General features: G+C 62.6%; 24 protein-coding genes. 5 read left to right on the plus strand and 19 right to left on the minus strand.

What is annotated here, in order from left to right:
• Positions 1-87: 87 nt before the first annotated feature.
• The 6 genes from erpA to rplM all read right to left on the minus strand — a co-directional run bounded on the left by erpA (position 88) and on the right by rplM (position 3,808).
• Entirely contained in the window at positions 88-453 is a 366-nt protein-coding gene (gene erpA / locus CEJ45_RS14080) for an iron-sulfur cluster insertion protein ErpA (RefSeq protein ID WP_008331898.1), read from the minus strand.
• A 73-nt stretch (positions 454-526) separates the two neighbouring features.
• The gene (locus CEJ45_RS14085; protein WP_088755715.1) at positions 527-922 is read right to left on the minus strand and encodes a bactofilin family protein; all 396 of its coding nucleotides are present in this window, start codon (positions 920-922) and stop codon (positions 527-529) included.
• Positions 923-931: 9 nt separating this feature from the next.
• Entirely contained in the window at positions 932-1,636 is a 705-nt protein-coding gene (locus CEJ45_RS14090) for a DUF6776 family protein (protein WP_088755754.1), read from the minus strand.
• Positions 1,637-1,659: 23 nt separating this feature from the next.
• Positions 1,660-2,697, minus strand: coding sequence for an N-acetyl-gamma-glutamyl-phosphate reductase (gene argC / locus CEJ45_RS14095; protein WP_088755716.1), 1,038 nt, complete (start codon positions 2,695-2,697; stop codon positions 1,660-1,662).
• A 280-nt stretch (positions 2,698-2,977) separates the two neighbouring features.
• Positions 2,978-3,370 carry a 30S ribosomal protein S9 gene (gene rpsI / locus CEJ45_RS14100; protein WP_088755717.1) on the minus strand — a complete coding sequence of 131 codons (393 nt, stop codon included), beginning with the start codon at positions 3,368-3,370 and terminating at the stop codon, positions 2,978-2,980.
• A 9-nt stretch (positions 3,371-3,379) separates the two neighbouring features.
• The gene (gene rplM, locus CEJ45_RS14105; RefSeq protein ID WP_013235788.1) at positions 3,380-3,808 is read right to left on the minus strand and encodes a 50S ribosomal protein L13; all 429 of its coding nucleotides are present in this window, start codon (positions 3,806-3,808) and stop codon (positions 3,380-3,382) included.
• A gap of 633 nt (positions 3,809-4,441) precedes the next feature.
• Here rplM and CEJ45_RS14110 point away from each other — a divergent pair.
• Positions 4,442-4,900, plus strand: coding sequence for an OsmC family protein (locus tag CEJ45_RS14110; protein WP_034350979.1), 459 nt, complete (start codon positions 4,442-4,444; stop codon positions 4,898-4,900).
• An 89-nt stretch (positions 4,901-4,989) separates the two neighbouring features.
• On the opposite strand, the gene coq7 is transcribed toward CEJ45_RS14110, so the two are convergent.
• From coq7 to CEJ45_RS14155, 9 genes are all read right to left on the minus strand, one after another.
• Positions 4,990-5,616, minus strand: a complete 627-nt coding sequence (gene coq7 / locus CEJ45_RS14115; protein WP_039786897.1) for a 2-polyprenyl-3-methyl-6-methoxy-1,4-benzoquinone monooxygenase — start codon at positions 5,614-5,616, stop codon at positions 4,990-4,992.
• Between the two features lie 96 nt (positions 5,617-5,712).
• Positions 5,713-6,747, minus strand: coding sequence for a dihydroorotase (pyrC, locus tag CEJ45_RS14120; RefSeq protein WP_088755718.1), 1,035 nt, complete (start codon positions 6,745-6,747; stop codon positions 5,713-5,715).
• 230 nt (positions 6,748-6,977) lie between these two features.
• Entirely contained in the window at positions 6,978-7,706 is a 729-nt protein-coding gene (locus tag CEJ45_RS14125) for an amino acid ABC transporter ATP-binding protein (RefSeq protein ID WP_006461963.1), read from the minus strand.
• Between the two features lie 85 nt (positions 7,707-7,791).
• Positions 7,792-8,487 carry an amino acid ABC transporter permease gene (locus CEJ45_RS14130; RefSeq protein ID WP_006461962.1) on the minus strand — a complete coding sequence of 232 codons (696 nt, stop codon included), beginning with the start codon at positions 8,485-8,487 and terminating at the stop codon, positions 7,792-7,794.
• A 3-nt stretch (positions 8,488-8,490) separates the two neighbouring features.
• On the minus strand, positions 8,491-9,240 hold the full coding sequence (locus CEJ45_RS14135; RefSeq protein WP_088755719.1) for an amino acid ABC transporter permease: 750 nt from the start codon (positions 9,238-9,240) through the stop codon (positions 8,491-8,493).
• 187 nt (positions 9,241-9,427) lie between these two features.
• Complete coding sequence (locus CEJ45_RS14140) at positions 9,428-10,375, minus strand: amino acid ABC transporter substrate-binding protein (protein ID WP_088755720.1); 948 nt, start codon at positions 10,373-10,375, stop codon at positions 9,428-9,430.
• A gap of 928 nt (positions 10,376-11,303) precedes the next feature.
• The gene (locus tag CEJ45_RS14145; protein WP_039786889.1) at positions 11,304-12,596 is read right to left on the minus strand and encodes a Glu/Leu/Phe/Val family dehydrogenase; all 1,293 of its coding nucleotides are present in this window, start codon (positions 12,594-12,596) and stop codon (positions 11,304-11,306) included.
• Between the two features lie 329 nt (positions 12,597-12,925).
• Positions 12,926-13,942 carry a LysR family transcriptional regulator gene (locus tag CEJ45_RS14150; RefSeq protein ID WP_088755721.1) on the minus strand — a complete coding sequence of 339 codons (1,017 nt, stop codon included), beginning with the start codon at positions 13,940-13,942 and terminating at the stop codon, positions 12,926-12,928.
• Positions 13,943-14,029: 87 nt separating this feature from the next.
• Positions 14,030-15,934: an ABCB family ABC transporter ATP-binding protein/permease gene (locus tag CEJ45_RS14155; RefSeq protein WP_088755722.1), complete on the minus strand. Its 1,905-nt coding sequence runs from the start codon at positions 15,932-15,934 to the stop codon at positions 14,030-14,032.
• A 167-nt stretch (positions 15,935-16,101) separates the two neighbouring features.
• On the opposite strand from CEJ45_RS14155, the gene CEJ45_RS14160 reads away from it, so the two are divergent.
• Both CEJ45_RS14160 and CEJ45_RS14165 read left to right on the plus strand, forming a co-directional pair.
• Entirely contained in the window at positions 16,102-16,536 is a 435-nt protein-coding gene (locus CEJ45_RS14160) for an acyl-CoA thioesterase (RefSeq protein ID WP_008331921.1), read from the plus strand.
• A 116-nt stretch (positions 16,537-16,652) separates the two neighbouring features.
• A complete protein-coding gene (locus tag CEJ45_RS14165; protein ID WP_088755723.1) occupies positions 16,653-17,603 on the plus strand; it encodes a 2-hydroxyacid dehydrogenase in 951 nt (316 codons plus the stop codon).
• A 731-nt stretch (positions 17,604-18,334) separates the two neighbouring features.
• Here CEJ45_RS14165 and CEJ45_RS14175 read toward each other — a convergent pair.
• From CEJ45_RS14175 to CEJ45_RS14185, 3 genes are all read right to left on the minus strand, one after another.
• On the minus strand, positions 18,335-20,035 hold the full coding sequence (locus CEJ45_RS14175) for a long-chain fatty acid--CoA ligase (protein WP_088755725.1): 1,701 nt from the start codon (positions 20,033-20,035) through the stop codon (positions 18,335-18,337).
• Positions 20,036-20,289: 254 nt separating this feature from the next.
• Positions 20,290-21,447, minus strand: a complete 1,158-nt coding sequence (locus CEJ45_RS14180) for an aminopeptidase (RefSeq protein ID WP_088755726.1) — start codon at positions 21,445-21,447, stop codon at positions 20,290-20,292.
• A gap of 9 nt (positions 21,448-21,456) precedes the next feature.
• A complete protein-coding gene (locus CEJ45_RS14185) occupies positions 21,457-23,559 on the minus strand; it encodes a molybdopterin-containing oxidoreductase family protein (RefSeq protein ID WP_088755727.1) in 2,103 nt (700 codons plus the stop codon).
• Between the two features lie 107 nt (positions 23,560-23,666).
• Here CEJ45_RS14185 and CEJ45_RS14190 point away from each other — a divergent pair, with 107 nt between their 5' ends.
• On the plus strand, positions 23,667-24,476 hold the full coding sequence (locus CEJ45_RS14190; RefSeq protein WP_088755728.1) for an AraC family transcriptional regulator: 810 nt from the start codon (positions 23,667-23,669) through the stop codon (positions 24,474-24,476).
• Here the strand turns inward: CEJ45_RS14190 and CEJ45_RS14195 are convergent.
• On the minus strand, positions 24,473-25,096 hold the full coding sequence (locus tag CEJ45_RS14195; protein WP_088755755.1) for a LysE family translocator: 624 nt from the start codon (positions 25,094-25,096) through the stop codon (positions 24,473-24,475). The genes CEJ45_RS14190 and CEJ45_RS14195 overlap by 4 nt on opposite strands.
• A 157-nt stretch (positions 25,097-25,253) precedes the next feature.
• Between CEJ45_RS14195 and CEJ45_RS14200 the strand changes: the two genes are divergently transcribed.
• Positions 25,254-26,447, plus strand: coding sequence for a M20 aminoacylase family protein (locus CEJ45_RS14200; RefSeq protein WP_088755756.1), 1,194 nt, complete (start codon positions 25,254-25,256; stop codon positions 26,445-26,447).

A 26,447-nucleotide genomic window follows, 5' to 3' on the forward strand; every position in this document is an offset into this window, starting at 1 on the left:
AGGTTCTGGAAATGAAAAAAGGACGCCGCGGCGTCCTTTTTCTTCATCTCCCCGCAAAGCTGCACCAGGCGGGGAATCTGGCGGCGCTTACACCGAGAACGAGGAGCCGCAACCGCAAGTGGTCGTGGCGTTCGGGTTCTTGATGACGAATTGCGCGCCTTCCAGGTCGTCCTTGTAGTCGATCTCGGCGCCCACCAGGTACTGGTAGCTCATCGAGTCGATCAACAGCTGGACACCGTTCTTGCTCATGGTGGTGTCGTCTTCGTTGACGATTTCATCAAAGGTGAAACCATACTGGAAACCCGAGCAACCACCGCCCTGCACGAAGACGCGCAGTTTCAGGTCGGGATTGCCTTCTTCCTCGATCAGCTGGGCCACCTTGGCGGCTGCGCTGTCGCTGAAGTTGATCGGGGCGGGCATGTCGGTTTGTTGCAGTTCGGCTACGGCGTTCATTTCGGGCTCCTGCTGGGCTTGAGGCGGATCAATACATTAGATCGATAAAGCCATTATAAGCGCTTGCGGATTTTCATGCTTCCGACGATGCAGCCAGCTTCAGCAGCGGCGTCTCGACCTGCTGGTCATGGCTGAGCTTGCCCGACACCAGGGCGCCGCCATGCATCTCCAGCGCCTTGTAGAAGACATTGCCGGTAATGCGAGCCTTGGGCTGCAGCTCCAGCAGTTCGCTGGAGTGGACGTCGCCGACGATCTCGCCGTTGACGATCAGGTGCGCCGCACGCACCTCACCGACCACCTTGGCGTGCTCCGAGATGACCAGCACGCTGGGCTGTCCGGCTTCGGCATTGATGTTGCCGGTAATGGCGCCGTCGATGCGCAGGCCGCCCTTGAAGCCGACATCGCCCGTGATGCTGGTGGACATGCCGATCAGGCTGTCGATCGTGCTTTTGGTCTTGCGTGTAAACATGGAATCACCTCACAGATCTACCGACTGCTGGGCACGCACCTGGCCGCGGTCGAGAACACGGACGGCCACCGACTTGACGATGGCGCCCTCAGGAATGGTCAGCAGGCCCTCGACCCGCTGGTAGTACTTGAATGCGAGCCGGTAACGCGCCTGGTCAGAGGAATTGCTTTCCGGGAAGTTGATGGTAACACCTTTGCCGCCCTGCACCATATTGACACTAAGTTGCAGGTTTCCTGCAAACTGTTGCGTTCCCCCACCACCTTGCATGACCAGCACGCGATAGCGCAGTTGGTTGGGCGAGGCCTGTTCGGCCTTGAAGCGCTGGATGGTGATGCCGGGTGCGCCCAGGTTGGTCGGCAGCAGGCTGTCGAAGAACGCCAGGTCTTCCTTCTGGCGGTTGATTTCCGCCTCCAGGTTCTTGACCTGGGTGGCCAGCGTGGCTTGCGCCGTCTGGGCAATCTTCAGCTCATTTTGCGACGCGTTGGAGGCCGATTGCAAGCGCTCATTTTCGGCGGTCAGTTTCTTGACCTGTTCGCTGAGCTCCTCGATCTGTTCGCCAGCGTCACCATGCAGTCCAGGCAGGTTGTTGCGCCCCAGCTGGTAGGTCCAGACCGCCGCCGCCGCACCCACGGCCACCACCGCTGCCCACAGCAGGATCAGCAGCGGCAGCGGGAGATGACGCTTGATGGTCATTTTCGGCGCAGAAATGCTCATGCGCCGACGCCACAAGCGGTACTTCACGGCAGGACCGGGACCTGCTGCAGGCCGGTGGTTTCATCCAGTCCAAACATCAGGTTCATGCACTGCACGGCCTGGCCGGAAGCGCCCTTGACCAGGTTGTCCTGGACCACCAGCACCACCACCGTATCGCCATTGTCAGGACGATGCACGGCCAGGCGCAGCATGTTGGAGGCGCGCGTGGTGCGGGTCTCGGGATGCGAACCGAAGGGCAGCACGTCGACGAAGGGCTCATCCTTGTAGGCCTCTTCGAACAGGGCCTGCAGGGCGGCGTTGTCGATATCCTTGGTCAGGCGCGCGTACAGGGTGGAGTGCATGCCACGGATCATCGGCACCAGGTGCGGCGTAAACAGCAGGCCGACCTTGTCACTGGTCAGGTGCGACAGGCGCTCGATGGTTTCGGGCGAGTGGCGATGGCCGGAGACGCCATAGGCCTTGAAGTTGTCGGAGGCTTCCGAGAACAGCAGGCTCAGTTCCGCCTTGCGGCCGGCGCCGGAGACACCGGACTTGCAGTCGGCGATCAGGTGCGAGGCATCGATCACGCCGGCCTTGAGCAGCGGCGCAAAGCCCAGCTGCATGGTGGTCGGATAGCAGCCGGGATTGCCCACCACGCGCGCCTTGCGGATGGCTTCACGGTTCAGTTCGGGCAGGCCGTAGGCGGCTTCCTTCAACAGGTCGGTGCAGCTGTGCGGCAGCTTGTACCACTTCTCGAAAGCGGCCACGTCCTGCATGCGGAAGTCCGCTGCCAGGTCGATCACCTTCACGCCAGCAGCCACCAGTTCGGGCGCCTGGGCCATGGCCACACCATGCGGGGTGGCGAAGAAGACCACGTCGCAATCGGTCAGGCGGGCCTTGTCGGGGGAGGAGAACGCCACGTCCACGCGGCCGCGCAGGGACGGATACATCTCGGCCACCGGCATGCCGTCTTCCTTGCGCGACGTCACGGCCTGCACGCGGGCCTGTGGGTGCGTCGCGAAAATACGCAGCAACTCGACGCCGGTGTAACCGGTTCCGCCAACGATACCTACCTTGATCATGTCTGGTCCTTGCGAGAAAAGGCGAAGAAAAAACGCCGTGGCGGACGAGCGCCGGACGTGCGTGCATGGCACGCTGAAAAGCGGTCAATTTTAGCAGGAGAATATTTCCCGCTGATTTCCGATCGGACAGTAATTTCCGCAAATAGCCGAAATTATCGTCACACTACGAGACGTTGCGCAAGCAAGTGCAAAACTCCCCATGCAAAAGCACAGCGGCAACGCAGAAAAGCAAAAAGCCGCCGGCACAGATGCCGACGGCTTTCCGTAATGCAAGAAACGATTAACGCTTCGAGAATTGCTTTGCGCGACGTGCCTTGCGCAGACCAACCTTCTTACGTTCGACTTCACGCGCGTCACGGGTGACGAAGCCTGCGTTGGACAGGGCCGGCTTCAAGCCAGCATCGTAGTCGATCAGGGCGCGGGTGATGCCGTGGCGAACAGCGCCGGCCTGGCCGGATTCGCCGCCACCGTGGACGTTCACCTTGATGTCGAAACGCTCGACGTTGCCGGTCAGTTCCAGCGGCTGACGGATCACCATCAGGCCGGTTTCGCGGGAGAAGTACTCAGCGGCGGGCTTGCCATTGACGATGATGTTGCCCGAACCTGCCTTGATGAAAACACGCGCCACTGCACTCTTGCGACGGCCGGTTCCGTAATTGTAGTTACCGATCATGTCTGTTCCTTAGAGGGCGAGGGGTTTCGGTTGCTGCGCGGCGTGCGGATGGTTGCCATCTGCATAAACCTTCAGCTTCTTGATCATGGCGTAGCCCAGCGGACCCTTGGGCAGCATGCCCTTGACGGCCTTCTCCAGCGCACGGCCGGGGAAACGCTGTTGCATCTTCAGGAAGTTGGTTTCGTAGATGCCGCCCGGATAACCGCTGTGGCGGAAATAGGTCTTTTCAGTGGCCTTGGTGCCGGTCACGCGCAGCTTGCCTGCGTTGACGACGACGATGAAGTCACCGGTATCGACGTGCGGAGTGAATTCGGGTTTGTGCTTGCCGCGCAGTCGGAGTGCCACTTCGCTGGCAACACGTCCGAGGACCAAGTCCGTCGCGTCAATCACGAACCACTCGCGCTGAACCTCATGGGCTTTAGCGGAAAAGGTCTTCATGTTTGACTTTCTCTATCAGTATATAAACGCTCAAATGGCGGTTCCGCTCATGCGGGCCAGCGGGCCGAAACCTGCTGTCCTTTGTACTTCGCTTCGCGGACTCATCCTTTTATCTTCCCGAGCGCATGGGAAAGCCGGCAAGTATAGCCTTTTCAAGGACTTAGCGTCAAAAGGTTTTGGGGGATTGTGGCGTCGATCCGGCATTCTGCCTGGCTTTTATCGCCGGAAGACGGCATTTAGTTGCCCTCAGCGCAACTTTGCGAAGCGCCTGGCCGGAAAATGGACAAAAAAAACCCGGACACTCAGGTTCCGGGTTTAATCCACACCAATGAGGAGGGTGGAGGAGACATCGTTACGTGCTGCAAAAACTTCCGTTGAATTCAATATAGCAAAGCGGTTTGTGCAACGCAATAACGCGAGGCGAATAAATTTGTAACTGTCTGCAAGCAGCGTCACTATTGGGTTACAAGTTCCTGCAAGCCCTTCCGGAATGCGAAACAGGAATAATCATTCGTCAATTTTTCTGCAGCGCAAAAATCACCAAGTTTCATATGCCCTGCCCTGCACCGGCTGCAGGCGGGCGCGTCAAAAGCTACAATACGCAGCTTCATTGAACCCATTGGGACGAGACAGATGGAATGCACAGTACGTTGGACCGGCTTGTCCGGCATGACCTTCACGGCGGAAACCGGTTCGGGCCACCTGCTGACGATGGATGGCGCCCCTGATGGCGGCGGCCGCAACCTGGCGCCGCGCCCCATGGAAGTGGTGCTGGCCGGTACCGGTGGCTGCACCGCCTACGACGTGGTGGTCATCCTGCGCAAGAGCGGCCAGGACGTGCGCGGCTGCGACGTGACCCTGAAGTCCGAGCGCGCCGAGACCGATCCCAAGGTGTTCACCAAGATTCATTTCCACTTCACCGTGCGCGGCCGCAACCTCAAGACCAACGTGGTCGAGCGCGCCATCAAGCTGTCCCACGACAAGTACTGCTCGGCATCGATCATGCTGGAGAAGACAGCCGAGATCACGCACTCCTTCGAGATCATCGACGACCTGACCGATACCTCCTCGGCAGCCGCCCAGCAGCAGTAAGTGCCAAGGCAGCCAAGGCAGGATGCAGCAAGAAAAAAAGCGGCCGAGGCCGCTTTTTTCATGTCCGGCGATCCGGCCGCCTTCCGGGTTCAGATCCGGTAAGCCACCGTGGTCATGACCTTGGCCATGGCCTTCATCAATCCACGTACCGGTGCCGGCACTTCGGCTGCGCCCAGGTCACGCGCGGCCTGGCCGTGCTCGATCTCATCGAGGCGCATCTGGTCGACGATGGCGCGCGAGCGGTTGTCCTGGGCCGGCAGCTTGTCCAGGTGGCCCAGCAGGTGGTGCTCGACCTGGCGCTCGGTCTCGGAGACGAAACCCAGGTTGCGCGCATCGCCCAGCCGTGCCGCGATGCTGCCCAGCACGTAGGCGCCGCCGTACCACAGCGGATTGAGCAGGCTGGTATGCGACCCCAGTTCGCGCAGGCGTTCGGCGGTCCAGGCGAGGTGATCCTCTTCCTCGATGCCGGCGCGCTTGAAGGCCGCTTTGATATCTTCCGTCTGGGCAAAGCGGCCCTGGGCGTCGTAGAGCGCCTGGGCGCAGACCTCGCCCACATTGTTGACGCGCATCAGCCCGGCCGCGTGGCGCTTCTCGGCCTCGTTCATGACACCGTCCGGCAGGCCACGTCCCGGGTTGGGACGGCTCTCGAACACCACGCCGCTGATCACGCGCAGCGCCTTGTCGAAATCGGTAATCAGTTCATCGACGACTTGCATACAGCTCGCCTTTCTCTCGTTGTGATGGACATCCCGGCCGCGCCACTCGTGCGGGCTGGCCGGGGACGAAGGAACATGGCTGATCCCTGAACCGGATCAGACCATCTTCCAATGGATCTGTTCGCCCGCCGACAGGGGCACCACGGTGGCATCGCCCATGGGCAGCTCAGCGGGAATGGCCCAGGTCTCGCGCTTGAGGGTGACGGTACCGGTGTTGCGCGGCAGGTTGTAGAAGTCCGGACCGTTGAAGCTGGCGAAGGCTTCGAACTTGTCCAGCGCACCGGCGCTGTCGAAGGCCTGGGCATACAGCTCCAGCGCATGCAGCGCGGTGTAGCAGCCGGCGCAGCCACAGGCGTGTTCCTTGGCACCCTTGGCATGCGGGGCCGAATCGGTACCGAGGAAGAACTTGTCATTGCCCGACGTGGCTGCCGCTACCAGCGCCTGGCGATGGGTCTCGCGCTTCAAGACCGGCAGGCAGTAGTAGTGCGGACGGATGCCGCCCTTGAAGATCTCGTTGCGGTTGAAGAGCAAATGGTGCGCCGTGATGGTGGCGGCCGTCGGACCAACGCCAGCCAGCACGTAGTCGGCCGCTTCCTTGGTGGTGATGTGCTCGAAGACCACCTTCAGTTCCGGCATGGCCTTGCGCAGCGGCGTCATGATGCGGTCGATGAAGACGGCTTCGCGGTCGAACAGGTCGATCTCGGGATCGGTCACTTCGCCATGGACCAGGAAGGGCATGCCCACTTCCTGCAAGACTTCCAGGGTCTTGTAGCACTTCGACAGGTCCGTCACGCCAGCGTCGGAGTTGGTGGTGGCACCGGCCGGGTAGAGCTTGACGGCCTTGACGAAACCGCTTTCCTTGGCGCGGCGGATTTCTTCGGGCGGGGTATTGTCGGTCAGGTAGAGCACCATCAGCGGCTCGAAGGACATGCCTGCCGGCAAGGCGGCCAGGATGCGATCGCGATACGCACCGGCCTGTTCGGTGGTGGTCACCGGCGGCTTCAGGTTGGGCATGACGATGGCGCGTGCGAACTGGCGTGCCGTATGCGGCAGCACGTCCTGCATGGTGGCGCCGTCGCGCAGGTGCAGGTGCCAGTCGTCCGGGCGGGTGATGGTCAGTACGTTGCTCATTGCGGATCTTTCGGTCTTGGAGTGGTGTCGGTCTGAGGATTACGGATCAGGCAAGGCATCCCGGCCGATGCGGGCTGTGGAGAGCCAGCCGCGATGTCTTCAAGGGCGACATTCTACCGTAGCCGTCAAGCACCCCGGGACGCAAGGCCTGACCCGCTTTTGACCTGGCACAAACGACAAGGGCCGCCCCGTTGCCGGGGCAGCCCTTGCTGCGATACGAACCAGCGCGATCAGTGGGTGATGATCTTGGCCAGGAAGTCGCGCGCGCGTTCCGAGCGCGGCTGCGCGAAGAACTCGTCCTTGGCGCAGTCTTCCACGACCAGGCCCTTGTCCATGAACACCACGCGGTTGGCGACCTTGCGGGCAAAGCCCATTTCGTGGGTCACGACCATCATGGTCATGCCTTCCTGGGCCAGGCCCACCATGACGTCGAGCACTTCATTGATCATTTCCGGATCCAGCGCCGAGGTCGGTTCATCGAACAGCATGGCGATCGGGTCCATCGACAGTGCGCGGGCAATGGCCACGCGCTGCTGCTGGCCGCCGGAGAGCTGGCCGGGGAACTTGTCCTTGTGCGCCAAGAGGCCCACGCGGTCCAGGTACTTCAGGCCCTTTTCGGTGGCCTCTTCCTTGGAACGGCCCAGCACCTTGATCTGGCCGATGGTCAGGTTCTCGCGGATGGAGAGGTGCGGGAACAGCTCGAAGTTCTGGAACACCATGCCGATGCGCGCGCGCAGCTTGGACAGGTTGGTCTTGGGGTCACCGACGGAGACGCCATCGACGGTGATGGTGCCCTTCTGGAACGGCTCCAGGCCGTTGACGGTCTTGATCAGCGTGGACTTGCCGGAGCCGGACGGGCCGCACACCACCACCACGTCGCCCTTCTTGACGGAGGTCGAGCAGTCGGTCAGGACCTGGAAGCTGCCGTACCACTTGCTGACATTGTTGAGTTCGATCATTTGGATTCTCCTGGATTTCTGAATTCTGGATTCACTGGCCGCCAGCCTGGCGCTGCAGAGCGCGGGCGGCGGCCGTCAAAGACATTTAGCGGATGATGGCAATCTTCTTCTGGAAGCGCTTGACCAGGGTCGACAGGCCAAAGCTCAGCACGAAATACACCACGGCCACAAAGAGATACATTTCCACCAGGCGGCCGTCACGCTGCGCGATCTTGGAAGCGCTGGTGACGAAGTCCGGCACCGAGCCCAGCACGTAGACCAGCGAGACGTCCTGGAACAGCACGATGGTCTGCGTCAGCAGGATCGGGGTCATGTTGCGGAAGGCCTGCGGCAGCACCACGTTGCCCATCATCTGCCAGTAGTTCATGCCGATCGCATAGCCGGCAAACACCTGGCCACGCGGGATGGACTGGATGCCCGAGCGCATGATCTCGCAATAGTAGGCGGCTTCGAACAGGATGAAGGTGATCAGGGCCGACTGGAACGCACCGACCTGGATGGGTTCGGAGGCACCGATGATCCAGGCGCCGATGAAGGGCACCAGGAAGTAGAACCAGAAGATCACCAGCACCAGCGGAATGGAGCGGATCAGGTTGACGTAGGTGGTCGCGATGAACGACAGCGGCTTGTTGGACGACAGGCGCATCATGGCCAGCAGCGTGCCCAGGATGATCCCGCCCAGCATGGCCGAGAAGGTCAGGATGAGCGTGAACTTCAGGCCCGTCGTGAAGAGGTAGACCCACGAGCGCTGGATGACGTCGAAATCGAAATTGCTGAACATGGATCAATGCCCTCCTGCGCTGGTGCTGCCGCCGGTGATGTAGCCCGGAACGGCCGTAATCTTTTCCAGCAGGCGCGCCATGAACAGCGCGATCACGGAAATGATCAGGTAGATGATGGTGGCACCGGTCAGGGCCTCGAAGGTCTGGAAGGTGAATTCACGCATCGAGTAGGTCGCGGCGGTCAGCTCGACCAGGCCGATGGTCAGGGCCACCGAGCTGTTTTTGATGATGGCGGCGAACTCGTTGGTCAGTGCCGGGATGATGATGCGGAAGGCCATCGGCAGCAGCACGTAGCGGTAAGTCTGCACCGGGGTCAGGCCCAGGGCGGCACCGGCCATGCGCTGGCCGCGCGGCAGCGCCTGGATGCCGGTGGTCACCTGCACGGCCACACGCGAAGAGGTGAAGAAACCCAGGGCCAGGGTCGCCGTCACGAAGGACGCATCCGGCAGGCTCTTGATCCAGTCACCGATGGCGCCGGGCAGCAGCTCCGGCATCACGAAATACCACAGGAACATCTGGACCAGCAGCGGAATGTTGCGGAACAGTTCCACGTAGCCGTTGGCAATGCGCACCACCCAAGGTTTGGTGGTGGTACGCAGGGTACCGAAGATGGTGCCCAGGATCAGTGCCATGATCCAGGCGCAGGCGGCTGTGGCCAGGGTCCATTTCAGGCCCGCCAGCAGCGTGTCGATGTAGGGGATGCCATCGGGAGACATCTCCCAGAAGATTCCCCAATTCCAGTTGTAATGCATAAATGGCCTCGTCTGTGTTCGAAGTCTGTGTTCTCGGGCGCGGTCACCAGGCAAATGCCGCGCCGCTTCTTGTCTGGTCAGCGCCGGCTCTTTCCGCGCCTTGCCGCAAGGCAAGCGGGACGGTCCCGGCTAAACAAAACGGGGGACAGGCCCCCGTTTTGTTCGATTGCACGAAGCAATGCGCTTTTTACTTCTTCTTGCCCAGGTTCTTCTGCGCTTCCGGCACGGCAGCGTAGGCAGCCGGATCGTAGGAGTCGGTCGGCTTGGCCAGGACGGCTTGCAGCTGCGGGCTCATCGGCACGTTCAGGTTGACACCCTTGGGCGGGATCGGCGACTGGAACCACTTCGCGTAGATCTTCTTGATGTCGTCACCCTTGTAGACCACGGTCAGGGCATCGTCGACGACCTTCTTGAAGTCGTTGTCGCCCTTCGGCAGGATCAGGCCGTACGGCTCGACCGACAGGGCTTCCGAGGAAACCTGGTAGTCAGCCGGTGCCTTGGAGTTGGCGGCCAGCGAGGACAGCAGGATGTCGTCCATCACGAATGCGGCGGCACGGCCGGTTTCCACCATCAGGAAGGCTTCGGCGTGGTCCTTGGCAGCCAGGATGTTCATGCCCAGGTTGCGTTCGGCGTTCAGCGCGGTGATCTGCTTCAGGTTGGAAGTACCGGAGGTCGAGACGACGGTCTTGCCCTTCAGGTCGTCCAGCGTCTTCAGGTTGGCTGCCTTCTTGGACAGGAACTTGTTGGCGGTCACGAACTCGGTCACCGAGAAGGCCACCTGGTTCCAGCGTTCCTGGTTGTTGGTCGCGGAGTCGCAGGAAATGTCAGTGGTACCGTTGGCGATCAGCGGGATGCGGGTAGCCGAGGTCACCGGAACCATCTTGATGTTCAGCGAGGTCAGGCCCAGCTTCTTCTGGATCGCGGTCGCGGCCTTCAGGCACAGGTCGATCGAGTAGCCCTGGTAGGACTGCTTGTCGTCCAGATAGGAGAAGGGAATCGACGAATCGCGCACGCCCAGCGTCAGGGTGCCCGAGTCCTTGATCTTCTTCAGACGGCCGGTGAATTCCTCAGCATGCACCGAGCTCATCAGTACGCTTGCCCCAACCAAAACCCCTGCTAGCTTCAATAACTTCATTGTGTGACCTCCTGGAAAAATTTTTTACGTAACGGTTCAAATGGCCTGGTAGCGAATCCGCTTGCGCGCTGCCCCTACCGGGCTGGCCGGCCGTATTGACGAGCCTGTTATTGTTTTCTGCCGTGTCGCCTATTCTGTGTGCTAACACAGTTCTTTGCCAGCATTGTTTGCTCCACCACTGGCGATCTGTGGCGATGACCACCCCCTCGGTGGAGCACACACTGGCAAATTACCCAAGCGCAACTGTCGGCGGGCGCATTGTACGACATATGCCGCCCGGGCTGGCAATCCGCAAAAACCCTCATGGCGCCAGTACCACGATCCGACCCGATGAGGAGCACTTCGCACCTCGCAGGAAGCGCTGGCGCGGACCTCGGCAGCACGGCAGCAACCCCATTCCGTTCAGCAATATCCATGCCAGAAAAACCCGCCGCACGCTGCACGCGAGCGCATACGCGTGCAGCGGAAGGCAGCATCGTGACAGGGGAAACCGGGGAACGGAAAGAATCAGGAAGCACCGGCCGAGAGCCAGTGTGGACGCCGCTTGCGGGGCGATGTGCAGGAAAGTGCAGGGAGGAAGGGATACCAGCGCCAGGGCGGCCAATGCGAGTGCGGCACGCATGAAGCCATGTGCCAAGCGCGCGCCGCCCCATTACGTGCACGACATCGGGATGGCAAGCCACAGCGGCCCGTGCCGAATCGTGCGCACATGCGGCAGCGCCCGGCATGGTCATGCCGGGTCCGTCACTGAAGATCTTGCGCCGCAAGGCTGGTTGGCCTGCGGTGCGCATGCGCACAGCAACCACGTCTCCTCCGAACCAGAGTGCTCTGGAATCATGCGACCGACGATCTGTGGCGCAATGCGCCGCCGTCTTTGGCCGTGGGTGGTCCGGTGCTCGCCGGACCGGTCTTTTACTGCATCACTGCATCACGGATACAGGCCGCGCATTTCGCGCGCCTGCAGCACGCGGGTACACGCCACGATGAAGGCCGCGGTACGCAGCGACACGTTCTTCTCTTCGGCCAGCTGCCAGACGGCGGCGAAGGCTTCGCGCATGATGCGGGTCAGGCGCAGGTTGATTTCGTCTTCGGTCCAGAAGAAGCTGGAGAAGTCCTGCACCCATTCGAAGTAGCTCACCGTCACGCCGCCGGCATTGGCGATCACGTCCGGCACGATCAGCACGCCCTTGTCGCGCAGGATGTCGTCGGCCGCCGGGGTGGTCGGGCCGTTGGCGCCTTCCAGGATGATCTTGGCCTTGATGTGATTGGCGTTGGCTTCGGTGATCTGCTGTTCCAGTGCGGCAGGCACCAGAATGTCGCAGTCGACCGACCAGAATTGGGCGCGGTCGGTAATTTCATCCGCACCTTCGAAGCCCTTCACGCTGCCATGCTTGGCCACGTACGCCTGCAGTGCAGGAACGTCCAGGCCGCCGGCATTGAAGACGGTGGTCACGTGGTCCTGCACCGCCACCACCTTGGAACCGGCTTCAGCGAACAGGCGCGCAGCGATGCCGCCGACGTTGCCGAAACCTTGCACGGCAACCTTGGCATCCTTGATGTCCATGCCGCGCTTGGCAGCGGCTTCGCAACCGACCACGAAGACGCCGCGACCGGTGGCTTCATGGCGGCCCAGGCTGCCGCCCAGCGAGATCGGCTTGCCGGTGACCACGCCCGAAGACGTGCTGCCCTGGTTCATGGAATAGGTATCCATCATCCAGGCCATGATCTGCGAATCGGTGTTCACGTCCGGCGCCGGGATGTCCTTGTTGGGACCGATGATGATGCCGATCTCGCTGGTGTAGCGGCGCGTCATGCGCTGCAGTTCACCACGGGAGAGCGTCTTGGGATCGACACGGATACCGCCCTTGGCACCGCCATAGGGGACGTTGACGGCCGCATTCTTGATGGTCATCCAGGCCGACAGGGCCATCACTTCGGACAGCGTCACATCCTGGTGGAAACGCACGCCGCCCTTGCCGGGACCGCGCGAGGTATTGTGCTGCACGCGATAGCCCTCGAAGTGGGCAATGGTGCCGTCGTCGCGCTCGATGGGCACGTCGACCACCAGGATGCGCTTGGGACGCTTCAAGGTCTCCACCCAGCGTGCCAGCGAGCCCAGGTGGGGCGTGACGCGGTCGATCTGTTCGAGATAGACGCCCCACGGACCGATGCCGTGCGGGACGAGATAGGATGGCACTTCGTGATTAGGTACGTTCGACATGATGCAATCGCTCCTTTGGATAGCCGTGCTGTTCAAAGACAAAAGGCCTGCAAATTCCGAAAGTCCGCCAAGCATGTTACTCCGTCGGCAGCGGCCTGCAAGCCGCACCACAAGGCGCGCAAGAAGGCGGCGACGGAGGCGCGCCCGCCAGCGCGGCGCGGGGTGCGCCTGCTGGAAATTCGTGCCTGTCCGATTCAGCGCCGCCATCGTAGCCAGCCGCTCAAAACAAGGCTAATGCTTTGTGAGCATGCAATTATGCAAGGCATGCATAACCTTGCAAATCCCTTGATGGATAAGGGATTGCGACATTTTCACCTGTTAATTTTTGATCAGGAATCGCGTTTTTCAGCAGTTCGCGGACTTTTTCCGCCAGGCGTCTTGGGACGCTCCCCGCGTTCGTTGCGCTCGGCCCTTTCTTGCCGCTGCGCATCCAGCTCCACCAGGTATTCCCAGAGCCGCGCCACCAGTGCCTTGCCGGTGCGCTGGGCGGTCGGACGCTCGCGATAGAGGCGGATTTCCATTTCGACTTCCCACTCCCCGGTAGGCCCGTCGGTGCGCGCCAGCTGGCGGTTGCGCACTTCGCGCAGCACCGAGGACTCCGGCAGGAAGGCCACCCCATGGCCCTCCAGCGCCATCATCTTGAGGCTTTCCGACATGTCGGTCTCGTAGTGCTTCATCAGGTGCAGCGGGCGCTTGGTATCGGCCATCATCAGCTCCACCATGCGGCCCAGGTAGGCATTGCTGGTGTACGAGAGGAACGGCACGGGGGCCTTGGCGCTGCCCGGAAAGACGTAGTCCGGCTTGCCGTTGCGGTCGCAGCGCGAATACGGGCGCAGGGTTTCGGTGCCCATGGTGAGCATGTCGTAGCGGCTGGCATCGAGCTGCACCGGCTGGCGCGGATGGTGATAGCACAGCAGCAGATCGCAGCCGCCCTCGACGATGGTCATCACGGCGTCGTGGACGTTCAAGGCGATCAGGCGCGTGTTGATGGAGCCGAAGCCGGACTCCAGGGCGCTCAACCACTTGGGCATGTAGGTCAGCGAGAGCGTATGGGGGACGGCGAAGTCGATGGTGGTCTGCGCCGTGGGGCGCTTGCCGCGCAGCAGCGCCCGCGTGTTGTTGATCTGGCCCAGCATGGCCACGGCCTGTTCGTAGAAGACTTCGCCGGCGGCGGTCAGGCGCGTGGGGTAGGAGGTGCGGTCGATCAGGTCGGTCCCCAGCCAGGCCTCCAGCGACTGGATGCGCCGCGAAAAGGCCGGTTGCGTCACATGCCGCAACTCCGCCGAGCGACTGAAACTGCGCGTTTCCGCCAGGGAGACGAAATCCTCAAGCCATTTGCTTTCCATTGCCCGCCCACTTCCCGTTCTAGGTCGAATGCGCGAATTGTGCCGCTGTGCCCGCGCCGGCGCAAGCAGCGCGCGCGGGCTCAAGCATCAGCGTCGTTCGGCCGGCATCAGGACCGTGGGTTCGGCACCGGGCTCGGCTGCCGGCACCACGCCCCCCGGCTGCGGCAGCGCCGATGCGCCCTCCTCTTCCGCGCCAGCCTGCTGGCGCAGCCACATCTGTGCATACAGGCCATTGGCCATGAGCAGTCCGGCGTGGGTCCCGCGTTCGACGATGCGGCCGTGATCCATCACCAGGATCTGCTGCGCATTGACGATGGTGGACAGGCGATGCGCAATGACCAGCGTGGTGCGCTCGCGCGCGATCTCTTCCAGCTGCTGCTGGATGGCCTGCTCCGCACGCGAATCGAGGGCCGAGGTGGCTTCGTCGAAGATGAGGATGGCCGGATCCTTGAGCAGGGTGCGGGCGATGGCCACACGCTGCTTTTCACCGCCCGACAATTTCAGTCCACGCTCGCCGACCATGCTGGCATAGCCTTCCGGCAGCGATTCGATGAAGTCGTGGATGTAGGCCGCCTTGGCCGCTGCCACGATCTGCTCGCGCGTGGCGCCCGGCTTGCCGTAGGCGATGTTGTATTCGATGGTGTCGTTGAAGAGCACCGTATCCTGCGGCACGATGCCGATGGCCTGGCGCAGCGAGGCTTGCGTGACGTTGCGCAGGTCCTGGCCATCGATGCGGATGGCGCCCTGGTCGACATCATAGAAGCGATACAGCAGGCGCGAGAGCGTCGACTTGCCCGAGCCGCTGTGGCCGACCACGGCCGTGGTGGTGCCGGCCTGCACCTTGAAATCGACATCGAAGAGGATCTGGCGATTGCGTTCGTAGCTGAAGTCCACGTGCTCGAAATGCAGCTCCGCGCCCTGCGTCTTCAAGGGCTGGGCACCGGGCCGGTCGGCCACTTCGCGGTTCTCTTCCAGCAGCGAGAACAGGCGTTCCATATCGGCCAGGCTCTGCTTGATTTCACGATAGAGCACCCCCAGGAAATTGAGCGGGATGTAGAGCTGGATCATGAAGGCATTGACCAGCACCATGTCGCCCAGCGTCATGCTGCCATCGATGACGCCCGCGATGGCGCGCCACAGGATGAGCGTGACGGCAATGGCGATGATGGCGGATTGTCCGGTGTTGAGCAGCGACAGCGAACTCTGCGATTTGACGGCCGCGCGTTCATAGCGCTGCAGGCCTTCGTCATAGCGGCGCGCTTCGAATTCCTCGTTACCGAAATACTTCACCGTCTCGTAGTTGAGCAGCGAATCGATGGCGCGCGTATTGGCGTGCGAATCCAGTTCGTTCATGGTGCGGCGGAAATGCGTGCGCCACTCGGTGACCGTGATGGTGAAGAGGATGTAGAGCACCAGCGCGCCGGCCGTGATGAGCGAGAACCAGATGTCGTAATGCGTGCTCAGGTAGGCCAGCACCAGCACGATCTCGATGATGGTCGGCAGGATCGAGAAGAGCGTATAGGAGACCAGCGTGGAGACCCCGCGCGTACCGCGTTCGATGTCGCGCGTCATGCCGCCGGTCTGGCGGTTCAGGTGGAAGCGCAGCGACAGCGCATGCAGATGACGGAAGACCTGCAGCGCGATGGTCCGCACCGCCCGCTGCGTGACGCGGGCAAACATCAGTTCGCGCAATTCGGTGAAGAGCGCCGTGGCCAGCCGCAGCGCGCCGTAGGCCACCAGCAGGCCCAGCGGCAGCACCAGCAGTGCTTGCGGATGGGTCGGCGTAATCGTCATGGCATCGACCAGCTTCTTCAACACCAGCGGCACGCCCACGTTGGCCAGCTTGGCCCCGACCAAGAAGGCCAGCGCCAGCATCACGCGCCATTTGTAGGTCCACAGGTAGGGTAGCAGGGTGCGCACGACTTCCCAGTCGCCGCGCTGGCGTTTGATGGGGGCTTGCGGTGAGGAGGCGGAATTGGGGTAGCGGCGCATGGGCGGGTCAGGTTGAAAGGGGGCGGGCACGGCAAACCAGCAGGAGGGCAACATCCGATACACTAGGCTGTTGCCGCGCCTGCGGGCGCACAGCCGCACACCCGCAAACCCGAATTATAAGAGCCATCCCGGCGCGCCGCCGGACATCACCTGCAAAGGAGCCTTCCATGTCATCCACCGTTTCCCAACTTCCGCCGGGCAAGGCGCCGCAGCTGCGCGTCATGCCCATGCCGTCGGATGCCAATGTGTATGGCGACGTCTTCGGCGGCTGGATCATGGCCCAGGTCGACATCGCCGGCTCGCTGCCGGCCACGCGCCGCGCCAACGGGCGGGTGGCGACCATTGCGGTCAATTCCTTCCTGTTCAAGAATCCAGTGTTCGTGGGGGACCTGCTGTCTTTCTATGCCGATATCGTCAAGGTCGGCAATACTTCCATCACGGTCAACGTCGAAGTGTATGCAGAGCGCAATCGCCTGCAGACCGAGATCGTCAAGGTGACCGAAGCCACCCTCACCTACGTGGCCACCGATGAAAACCGCAAGCCGCGCCCACTGCCGCCGCTGGATCCGGTACGCGAAGCGGGGGCCAGCCCGGCGATCTGAGCGCCGCCCTTCCCCGCCTGCGGGCTTGAAAATTTTTCAGCCCGCAGGGTGCGGCACAGACGTAACGTTATGCCTCCCTTACTGTGTTCCTCATACTCTTCCTCTTCATACTGCCCATGACATCCCCCAACCGCCCTGTCGTCCTCATCGTCGCGCGCCTGCCGCAGCACCTGCTGGACTTGCTGCTGCAGAACTTCACCTGCCACAACCTCATCCTCGATCCGCTCACCGATGAAGCGCTGGCTGCCATCGCGCCACAGGTGCGCGGCATTGCCGCCAATGGCGAAGCCAAGGTCGGGCGCGAATTCATGGCGCGCTTCCCGGCGCTGGAGATTGTCTCGGTGTTCGGGGTCGGCTATGACGGCGTGGATGTACCGGCTGCCCGCGAGCGCGGCATCCATGTGACCCACACGCCTGACGTGCTCACCGAGGATGTGGCCGACATGGCCATTGCCCTGATGCTGGCCGTGGCACGCAACGTGGTGCGGGCCGACCGCTTTGCCCGCAGCGGCGAATGGAAGAAGGGCCCCTTCCCCTTCACCACCAAGGTCAGCGGCGCGCGCCTGGGCATCGTCGGCCTGGGCCGCATCGGGCAAGCCATTGCGCAGCGCGCGGCGGCGTTCGACATGCAGATTGCGTATCACAACCGTTCGCGCAAGGATGTGCCTTACACCTATGTGGAAGACATCGTCTCGCTGGCGCGCGAAGTCGATTTCCTGGTGATGATCACGCCGGGTGGCGCGGGGACGCGGGCGCTGGTCAATGCCGAGGTCCTGGAGGCGCTGGGGCCCAAGGGCTTCCTCATCAACGTGGCGCGCGGTTCGGTGGTGGATGAAAAGGCGCTCATTGCGGCGCTGCAGGCTGGGACGATTGCCGGTGCGGGGCTGGACGTGTTCGAGAACGAGCCGAACATTCCGGCCGAACTGGCCGCGCTGGAGAACGTGGTGCTGACGCCGCACATGGCCAGCGGCACGCTGGTGACCAGGACGGCCATGGCGGAACTGGCGTTCACCAATTTGCAGGCGCATTTCTCGGGCAAGCCGGTGGTGACGCCGGTACCTGATTGAAGCTGCATACAGGGGGAAAGCCGCTGCCGGAGGAGGAGTAGTTCACGGGCAGCGGCTTTTTGCTGATGCGTTCAGGGAGGGCGGTTTCAGTCCAAGGAGTCTTGTCCTGAGTCATTCCGTACTTGGGTGATGACTTGGGGTGTGCTATCACTACTGCGTGTCTGCCTCGTCAAGCCACTCTTCAATGTCGATCCGCGAGAATGGGAATGTCGGCTCGCCGAACATGCGGAGCAGCGTCAGGTGCACAGTGGCCTGCTGATTTGCTTGCAGAATTGCCCCCTCCATTTGCCCCACCTTCCATTGCCTCCCGAAGCCTGCCACGCGGTCATAAGACCCTTCATATCCCAGCCCTCGTAAGTCCAGGAACATCTGTTTCAGGGTTCGTCTCTGCTTGCACGATTTGACCACCTCTGCGCTGAGTCAGGCTGAAAGTCGAGGCGCGAATTCATCTAGGGCACTGGATGATTGCCTTGAAGGGTAGGAGGGCTCGATCGCTCCGGATCGGGTATAGCGATGACCCGTGTTTCGAGAGATGTCCAGCCGGCGGGAGATTTCCCTGATCGAGATGCGATCGCGGATGTACCAGCGTCGGGACAATGACGACTCACCACCAGCCATGTCCTGTGAGCCCAAACTGAAAAGGCCTGAGTCCGGTGCAATACCGGACTCAGGCCTTGATGCAGAAAACTGACTGACGAACTTCAGGGAATCAGATTACGGCAGCACTTGCATCACGCCGCCTGCTTCTGCGCCGCCTTCGCAGGATCATCCCGCAACTCGCGGCGCAGGATCTTGCCCACGTTGGTCTTGGGCAGTTCATCCCGGAACTCGATGTACTTGGGCTTCTTGTAGCCGGTGAACTGCTCCTTGCAATAAGCCATCAATTGCTCGCTGGTCAGCGACTTGTCCTTGCGAACCACAAAGAGCTTGACCGCTTCGCCGGTGTGTTCATCGGGCACACCCACGCAGGCGCACTCCAGCACCGCCGGATGCTGCGCCACCACGCCTTCGATTTCATTCGGATAGACGTTGAAGCCGGAGACCAGGATCATGTCCTTCTTGCGGTCCACGATCTTGGTGTAGCCCTGCGCATCCATCACACCGATGTCACCGGTCTTGAAGAAACCATCCGGCGTCATGACCTTGGCCGTCTCATCCGGACGCTGCCAGTAACCCGGCATCACCTGCGGACCACGAATGGCGATTTCGCCGGGCTGGCCCAGCGGCACCGGATGGCCATCATCATCGAGGATGACGATTTCGGTGGACGGCAGCGGCAGGCCGATGGTGCCGGTGTATTCATCGATGGTGCAGGGGTTCGCGCTGGCGATCGGCGACGTTTCGGACAAACCGTAACCTTCGATGATGGGGCAGCCGGTCAGCTTCTTCCACTTGTCGGCCACGCTCTTCTGCACCGCCATGCCGCCACCCACGCAGCAGCGATAGCCGGAGAAATCCAGCTTGGCAAAGTCGACATTGTTGAGCAGCGCGTTGTAAAGCGTATTGACCGCCGGGAAGGTATTGACCTTGTACTTGGCCAACTCCTTGACGAAACCGGGAATGTCGCGCGGGTTCGGGATCAGCAGGTTCAGCGCGCCTTCACGCGTGCCCAGCAGGTTGCAGACGGTGAGCGCAAAGATGTGATACAGCGGCAGCGCGCAGACGAACACCAATTGGTCGATGGGCTTGCCGGACTTCAGCGCCGGGGTCAGCCATTCTTCGGCCTGCAGCACGTTGGCGATCAGGTTGCGATGGGTCAGCACGGCGCCCTTGGCTACGCCCGTGGTACCGCCGGTGTATTGCAGGAAGGCCACATCATCGGGCGTGAGCGCCACCTTCTGCAGGGTCTTGCCCTCGCCCTGCGACAGCGCGCGGCTGAAGGAGATCGCATTGGGCAGCGACCAGGCCGGCACCATCTTCTTGACGTGCCGCACCACCAGGTTGACGATGGCCCCCTTGAGGGTGCCGAGCAGCTCACCCATGCTGGCCACCACGATGTGCTTGACCTGCGTATGGGCCACCACCTTCTGCAGCGTGCAGGCAAAGTTCTCCAGCACGAAGATGGCTTCGGCACCGGAATCCTTCAATTGGTGTTCCAGCTCGCGGGCGGTGTAGAGCGGATTGACGTTGACCACCGTGTAGCCGGCACGCAGGATGGCGGCGATGGCAATCGGGTATTGCAGCACGTTGGGCATCATGATCGCCACGCGGGCCCCCTTCTGCAGGCCCAGGCCTTGCAGCCAGGCCCCCATGGCGCGCGACATGGCATCGAGTTCGCCATAGCGGAGATACTTGCCCATGCAGACGTAAGCGTTGCGATCGGCATGCTTGGCGAAAGCCTCTTCGATCATCTGCACCAGCGAACGATAGCGGCTGGGATCGATGTCAGCGGGAACGCCTGCGGGATACGATGCAAGCCAGAATCTTTCCATAGTGTGTCCTCTGTCTCCGGTCATAACGTGCGCTGGGGCTGGACGGTGATGCAAAGCCACCGCGTTGGCGCGCACAGCAAAAAAAAGCACGAGTGTTTTTTTATTTATCGCAGATGCTATCCAGCATTCGACTGCGGGGCAAGCTTTTTGCGCCCCAAATTTGAGATTTTTTGCAAAATGGCTGGCAACGGCGGCGATATCACGGCCGGTCTGCGTGCATTACCTTGTCCAGGCCGCCGGTCGCGCGCGCAAATTCATCCGGCATGATACGCCGGGTCGCCGTCCTTGGGCCGGTCATTGGTGCAGGCGGGAAACATTTCTGCCTCAGCCTTGCCCGTGGTCAAGGGCATGTCACCGAGAGCGGCATGACGTGCCGCCTTGTCCATGCGCGCCAGGGCGCGCACCTTGTCATAAAAATCCGGGAAGCCGCTGCTGCGGGCAAACAATTGGCGGAAGGCGGGGACCAGGTCGTGATACGCCCCAACCAAGGCGAGGTGCGCATTGGACAGCGGCATGGCGAACCAGCGGTCATAGCCGGCATAGCCATTCCATCGGGTGACCTTGATCCGGGCATATTCAGCACGCAGGGCATCGAAGATGGCCGCCTTGCGCTGGCGCTTGTCGGCATCGCTGGCGTCGCTGTCGTAGTTGTCCTTCAATTGGGCGCGGTACTTGTCCAGCAAGGCCAGGAATTCACGTTTGCGGGCGGCAAAGCGCTGGTAGGCCTCGACCATCGCCGGATCATGGCGCGCCGCCAGCCAGCGTTCCACACCCAGCTCTTCCACCGCCACCGCAAACCCTTCATTGAAGGAGGTATCACCGGGCGCATACACGGTCTGGTGCGCCAGCTCATGGAAGATCAGCCGCGCCAGTTCGCCATCGGGATACTGGATGAAGGTCGAGATCACCGGATCATTGAACCAGCCCAGCGTGGAATACGCCGGCACCCCTGCAACCTGGACGTCATACCCTTCGGCCTTGAGGGTCTCGGCATAGGCCTGCGCATCATTGAGGTGATAGTAGCCGCGATAGTCCACGCAGCCGGCAATGGGGAAGCACCACTGCCGGGGTTTCAACGACAGCTCGGGTGCGGCCACCACGTTCCACAGCACGAAGGGCCGGTCCAGTTGCGCGTAGCTGCGGTAGCTGCCGTTGTCAGGCAGATCGAGTTCGGTAACGGCATAGCGGCGGATCTCGCGCACCGTCTGCAGTTTGGCCTTGAGCACGGGCGAGGTGGCCGGGTCATCGAGCCAGTCCTCCAGCGGTTTGGCCTGCGCCAGCAGCGAGAACTGGCCGTGGGCAGCCTGGGCGTAATACGACACGGTGGAGCAGGCGGTCAACCCCCACGCCGCTGCCAGCACGCCCAGTGTGAGTGCCCAGCGCACAGAGCGACGCAAGCCACGGCGCAGCATGGAAAACGCTCAGGCGGCCACGACCGGCTGCTGCAGTTTTTCCACCTGCACCAGCACGTCATAGAAGGTCGGCGCATTGCCCATGTCGGTCAGGCGCTGGCTGGTGACTTCGTTGGCGTTCTTGCCATCGGCAGCAAATTTCTTCCACCAGATCGACAGGCCCACCACCAGTCCCACACGCGCCTTGTCGGTCACGCGCACGCGTGCCTGCATGCTGCCGCGATCATTGAAGATGCGTACCGTATCCCCTTGCGCAATGCCGCGCGCGGCGGCGTCCTGCGGATGCATGTCGAGGTGCGGTTCGCCCTCCGTATCACGCAGGCTCTGCACGTTGACGAAGGAGGAATTGAGGAAATTGCGCGCCGGCGGCGAGATCATCGCCAGCGGGTATTTCGCGCCCAGCTGCGGATTGCTGGCCACCGATTCATAGGGCGCGATATAGGTCGGCAAAGGATCGAGACCTGCGGCCTTCATCTGCCCGGAATAGAACTCGCACTTCCCCGAGGGCGTGGCAAACCCGCCTTCGGCAAAGGGGGCCACTGGCACCGACAGGCGCTGCCAGCCCTTCTCTTTCAACTGTTCCCAGTCGTAGCCGGCGCTGCGCGGATCGTCGCGCTTGAAGGCCACGGCGGCCAACTGATCGTCGCTGTCCTTGAAGCAGTCTTCTTCAAAACCCATCGCTGCGGCCAGCAGGCGGAAGATCTCGGTATTCGGTTTGGCCTCGCCCAGCGGGGCGATGGCGGCATTGTTGGCCATCATGTAGACGTGGCCATACGAGGCATGCACGTCAATGTGCTCCAGCTGCGTGGTCGCGGGCAGGAGGATATCGGCGTAGTCGGCGGTATCGGTCTGGAAATGTTCCAGCACCACCGTGAACAGATCCTCGCGTGCAAAGCCCTGCGCCACCTTGCCCGACTCCGGGGCCACCGCCACGGGGTTGGAGTTGTAGACGATCACCGCCTCCACCTGGGGACCGAAGTCGGGCGAGGCCGGCTTCAACAGGTCATCGCCAATGGTGCTCATGTTGATGACGCGGCTGGGCTTGCCATGACGCGCGGCCAGGTCGGGACGGCTCAAGGCGGCCGTATCCTTGGGGAAGCTGTCCGACACCGACAGCTGGATCCCCCCCGAGGCATGACGCCAAGCACCGACCAGCGCCGGCAGGCAAGCCACGTTGCGCGCGGCCATGCCGCCGCCGCGCACGCGCTGCAGGCCGTAATTGGCGCGGATGAAGGCGCCCTCCCCGGCCAGTGCGACGCGGCCGTATTCGCGTGCCAGGTTCCGTACTTCGTCCGCACTGATGCCACACACTTCAGCGGTACGGGCCGGCGTCCATTCGGCCACGCGCTCCTTGAGCTGCTCGAAGCCCAGCGTATAGCGTGCGATGTAGTCGTGGTCCAGCAAGTCTTCTGCGATCAGCACGTGCATCAGGCCCAGCGCCAGCGCGGCATCGGTACCGGGCAAGAGCGCGATGTGCTGGTGGCATTTCTCGGCGGTCAGCGAGCGATACGGATCGATGGCGATCAGGCGCGCGCCGTTGCGCTTGGCCGCTTGCACGCGGGTCCAGAAATGCAGGTTGGAGGCAATCGGATTGCCGCCCCAGATGATGATGAGCTTGGCGTGATCGACTTGCTCCAGGTCGGTACCGATGCGCGCACCGATGGTGTAGCGATAGCCGGCGCCACCGGCGGAGGCACAGATGGTGCGGTCCAGCTGCGATGCGCCCAGGCGGTTGAAGAAGCGGGCGGCCATCGATTCGCCCTGCACCTGGCCCATGGTCCCGGCATAGCTGTAGGGCAGGATGGCTTGTGGATCGCGCAGGGCGATCTGGCCGAGGCGCTGCGCGATGGTGGAGATGGCCTCGTCCCAGCTGATGCGTTCGAACTTGCCCTCGCCCTTCTTGCCCACGCGGCGCATGGGGTGCAGCAGGCGGTCCTGATGATAGGTGCGCTCGGCATAGCGCGAGACCTTGGTGCAGAGCACGCCGGCCGTGGGCGGGTGCGCCGGATCGCCGCGCACTTCGGTGGCGACGCCGTCCTTGACGGTCACCAGCAGGGCGCAGGTATCAGGGCAATCATGGGGACAGGCGGCACGGACGATGGTGGTGGTCATGGCAGAGAGGAAAGCGGGGAAAGAAAAAACGGAAGCCCTCGGCGCGCGCGAGGCAAGCAGCTACTTTATCTTAAAATGGCGCGTCACGACTCTTCCGTAGTGCTGCCATGCCTCCTTCACCGCACTTCTGGCGTCCTCCCGCCCTGCCCTTCTTCGAAGGCCGTCGCGCCACCGGCAGCCTGTCCTGCTATGCGCCGCATACGCATGACAGTTTTTCCATCGGCATCGTCGACGCCGGGCACAGCATCTTTACGTTGGCCGATCGCAGCGAGCCCATTTTCCCTGGCGACGTGATCCTCGTGCGGGCCGGCGATGTGCACAGCTGCAATCCGGCCGACCTGCAGCGCTGGAGCTATCGCATGTTCCATCTGGACACCAACTGGCTGGCCGCCCTGCTGGCGCAAACCCCGGCCACATGCGGGTTGCTGGCGCGCATGCCGTCGCAGGTCGTGCGTTCGCCGGAGGCACTGCAATGGCTGGACCGCATGACGCATGCGCTGGAGCATGGCCACCCGGACCTGCAGCGCGAAGTGATACGTTGCCTGCAGCACGTGATGCGCGCGTGCGCCGATGCCTGCGCGCCCGCGCGGCACGGCGATGCGCCCGAAGACGACGGCCTGCAGCGTGCCCATGATTTCCTGCTGGCCCATTGCCGCGACCGCGTCTCGCTGGCGACCCTGGCGGAACTGGCCGGCACCAGCCGCTACCAGGTGATCCGCCAGTTCCGCCGCCGCTTCGGGCTGACCCCGCATGCCCTGCAGCTGGACATGAAGATCCGCCAGGCGCGAACCCTGCTGCAGCAGGGTGCCAGCACCGTTCATGCTGCGCTCGATACCGGCTTTGCCGACCAGAGCCACTTCCATCGCGCCTTCAAGTCGCGGGTGGCGGCCACACCGCTGCAATATCGCCGCGCCTAGCTGCGGCTGGCCACCAGTGCGGCGGCAGCGAGCATCAACAGCAAGCCCGCGCCCCGCTCAATGAGCGGCAGCGCGCGTGTGAGCGCGCGCATCACGCGCTGCTGCGCGATGAAATACACCAGCGCCGCATCCCAGGCCAGTACAGCCCCGAACATCCAGATGCCATAGAAGAACTTGGTCGACGCACCGGTCTGCGCGGACACGATGACGGTGAACAGGCCGAAGTAAAACACGCCATTCTTGGGATTGAGTGCGGCCGAGAGAAAGCCGGTCCCCAGTGCAGCCCATGGTGCGGCCCTGGCGGACGAGGGGGCAGCGGTGGGCAAGACGGCCGGGTTAGCTCCGGCGCGCCAGAAGACCCATCCCAGCCAGGCCAGGTAGCACGCCGCCAGCCACTGCATGGCCGCCAGCAGCAGCGGCGCTCGCTGCAACAGGCTGAAACCGCCGATGGCCAGCGCGATGTAGAGTCCGTTGGCCAGCGCAATCCCCAAGGCTGCAGCCAGCCCATAGGCGCGCCCATGGCGCAAGCTGCCCCGCAGCAGCAAGAGGAAATCCGGACCGGGACTGGCCAGTGCCAGCAGATGCGCGCCCGCCAGCAGGAAGAATTCGGAAGAAAGCATCATGTGTGTCGACGCCTGCCCGGCGCCCCTGTTAAAAATGCGCATGCTAGGCAGGCTCACGGCCGCTGTATTGAACGAAATTGCACAGGCGCTCCCGTGCCGCCAAGGCGCGGTAAGATAGGCACACTTGTTACCAACGCCAGCGCACCTGACTCCCATAAAACTCATCGACCCCATCGTCCAGTTCCACGCCGAACTCCAGCAGATCCGCCGCGACATCCACGCCCATCCCGAGCTGTGTTACGAAGAAGTGCGCACCGCCGACGTGGTGGCGCAAAAGCTGACCGAGTGGGGGATTCCGGTCGTGCGCGGCCTGGGCGTGACGGGCGTGGTCGGCATCATCAAGAAGGGCGACAGCCCGCGCGCCATCGGCCTGCGCGCCGACATGGATGCGCTGCCCATGTCCGAAATCAATACCTTCGACCATGCCTCGCGCCATCCCGGCAAGATGCACGCCTGCGGCCATGACGGCCATACCGCCATGCTGCTGGGGGCGGCCCGTTACCTGGCGCAGCATGGCCAATTCGATGGCACCGTGTACGTGATCTTCCAGCCCGCAGAAGAAGGCGGCCGTGGCGCCGAGCGCATGATCCAGGATGGCCTGTTCGACAAGTACCCGATGGATGCCGTCTTCGGCATGCACAACTGGCCCGGCATCCCGGCCGGGCACTTCGGCGTGACGCCGGGTCCGCAGATGGCCTCCAGCAACGAGTTCCACGTCACCGTCAAGGGCCGTGGCTCGCACGCGGCGCAGCCGCACAAGGCCATCGATCCGGTGATGACGGCGGTCCACATCGCCCAGGCCTGGCAGAGCATCGTGTCACGCAACGTCAACCCGAATGATCCGGCGGTGGTGTCGATCACCCAGATCCACACCGGCAGCGCCACCAACGTCCTCCCCGACGAAGCCATGATGGTCGGTACCGTGCGTACCTTCAGCCTGCCGGTGCTGGACCTCATCGAACGCCGCATGCAGGAGATCGCCGAGCACACCGCCGCCGCCTTCGATGCCACGGTCGACTTCCGCTTCAACCGCAACTATCCGCCGTTGATCAACCATCCGGAGGAAACCGCCTTCGCCGTCGAGGTGCTGACGGAACAATTCGGTGCCGACCACGTGGACGCCCGCACCGAACCGACCATGGGCGCGGAGGACTTCGCCTTCATGCTGCAGCACAAGCCGGGCTGCTACGTGTTCCTCGGCAATGGCGATGGTGGCCACCGTGACCAGGGCCATGGCCTGGGGCCGTGCAACCTGCACAACCCGAGCTACGATTTCAACGACGACCTGCTGCCCATCGGCGCCACGTACTGGGTGCGGCTAGCCGAAAAATTCCTGCAGCCGAAGTAA

Source organism: Herbaspirillum aquaticum (assembly GCF_002213425.1).
Taxonomy (GTDB): Bacteria; Pseudomonadota; Gammaproteobacteria; order Burkholderiales; family Burkholderiaceae_D; genus Herbaspirillum; species Herbaspirillum aquaticum.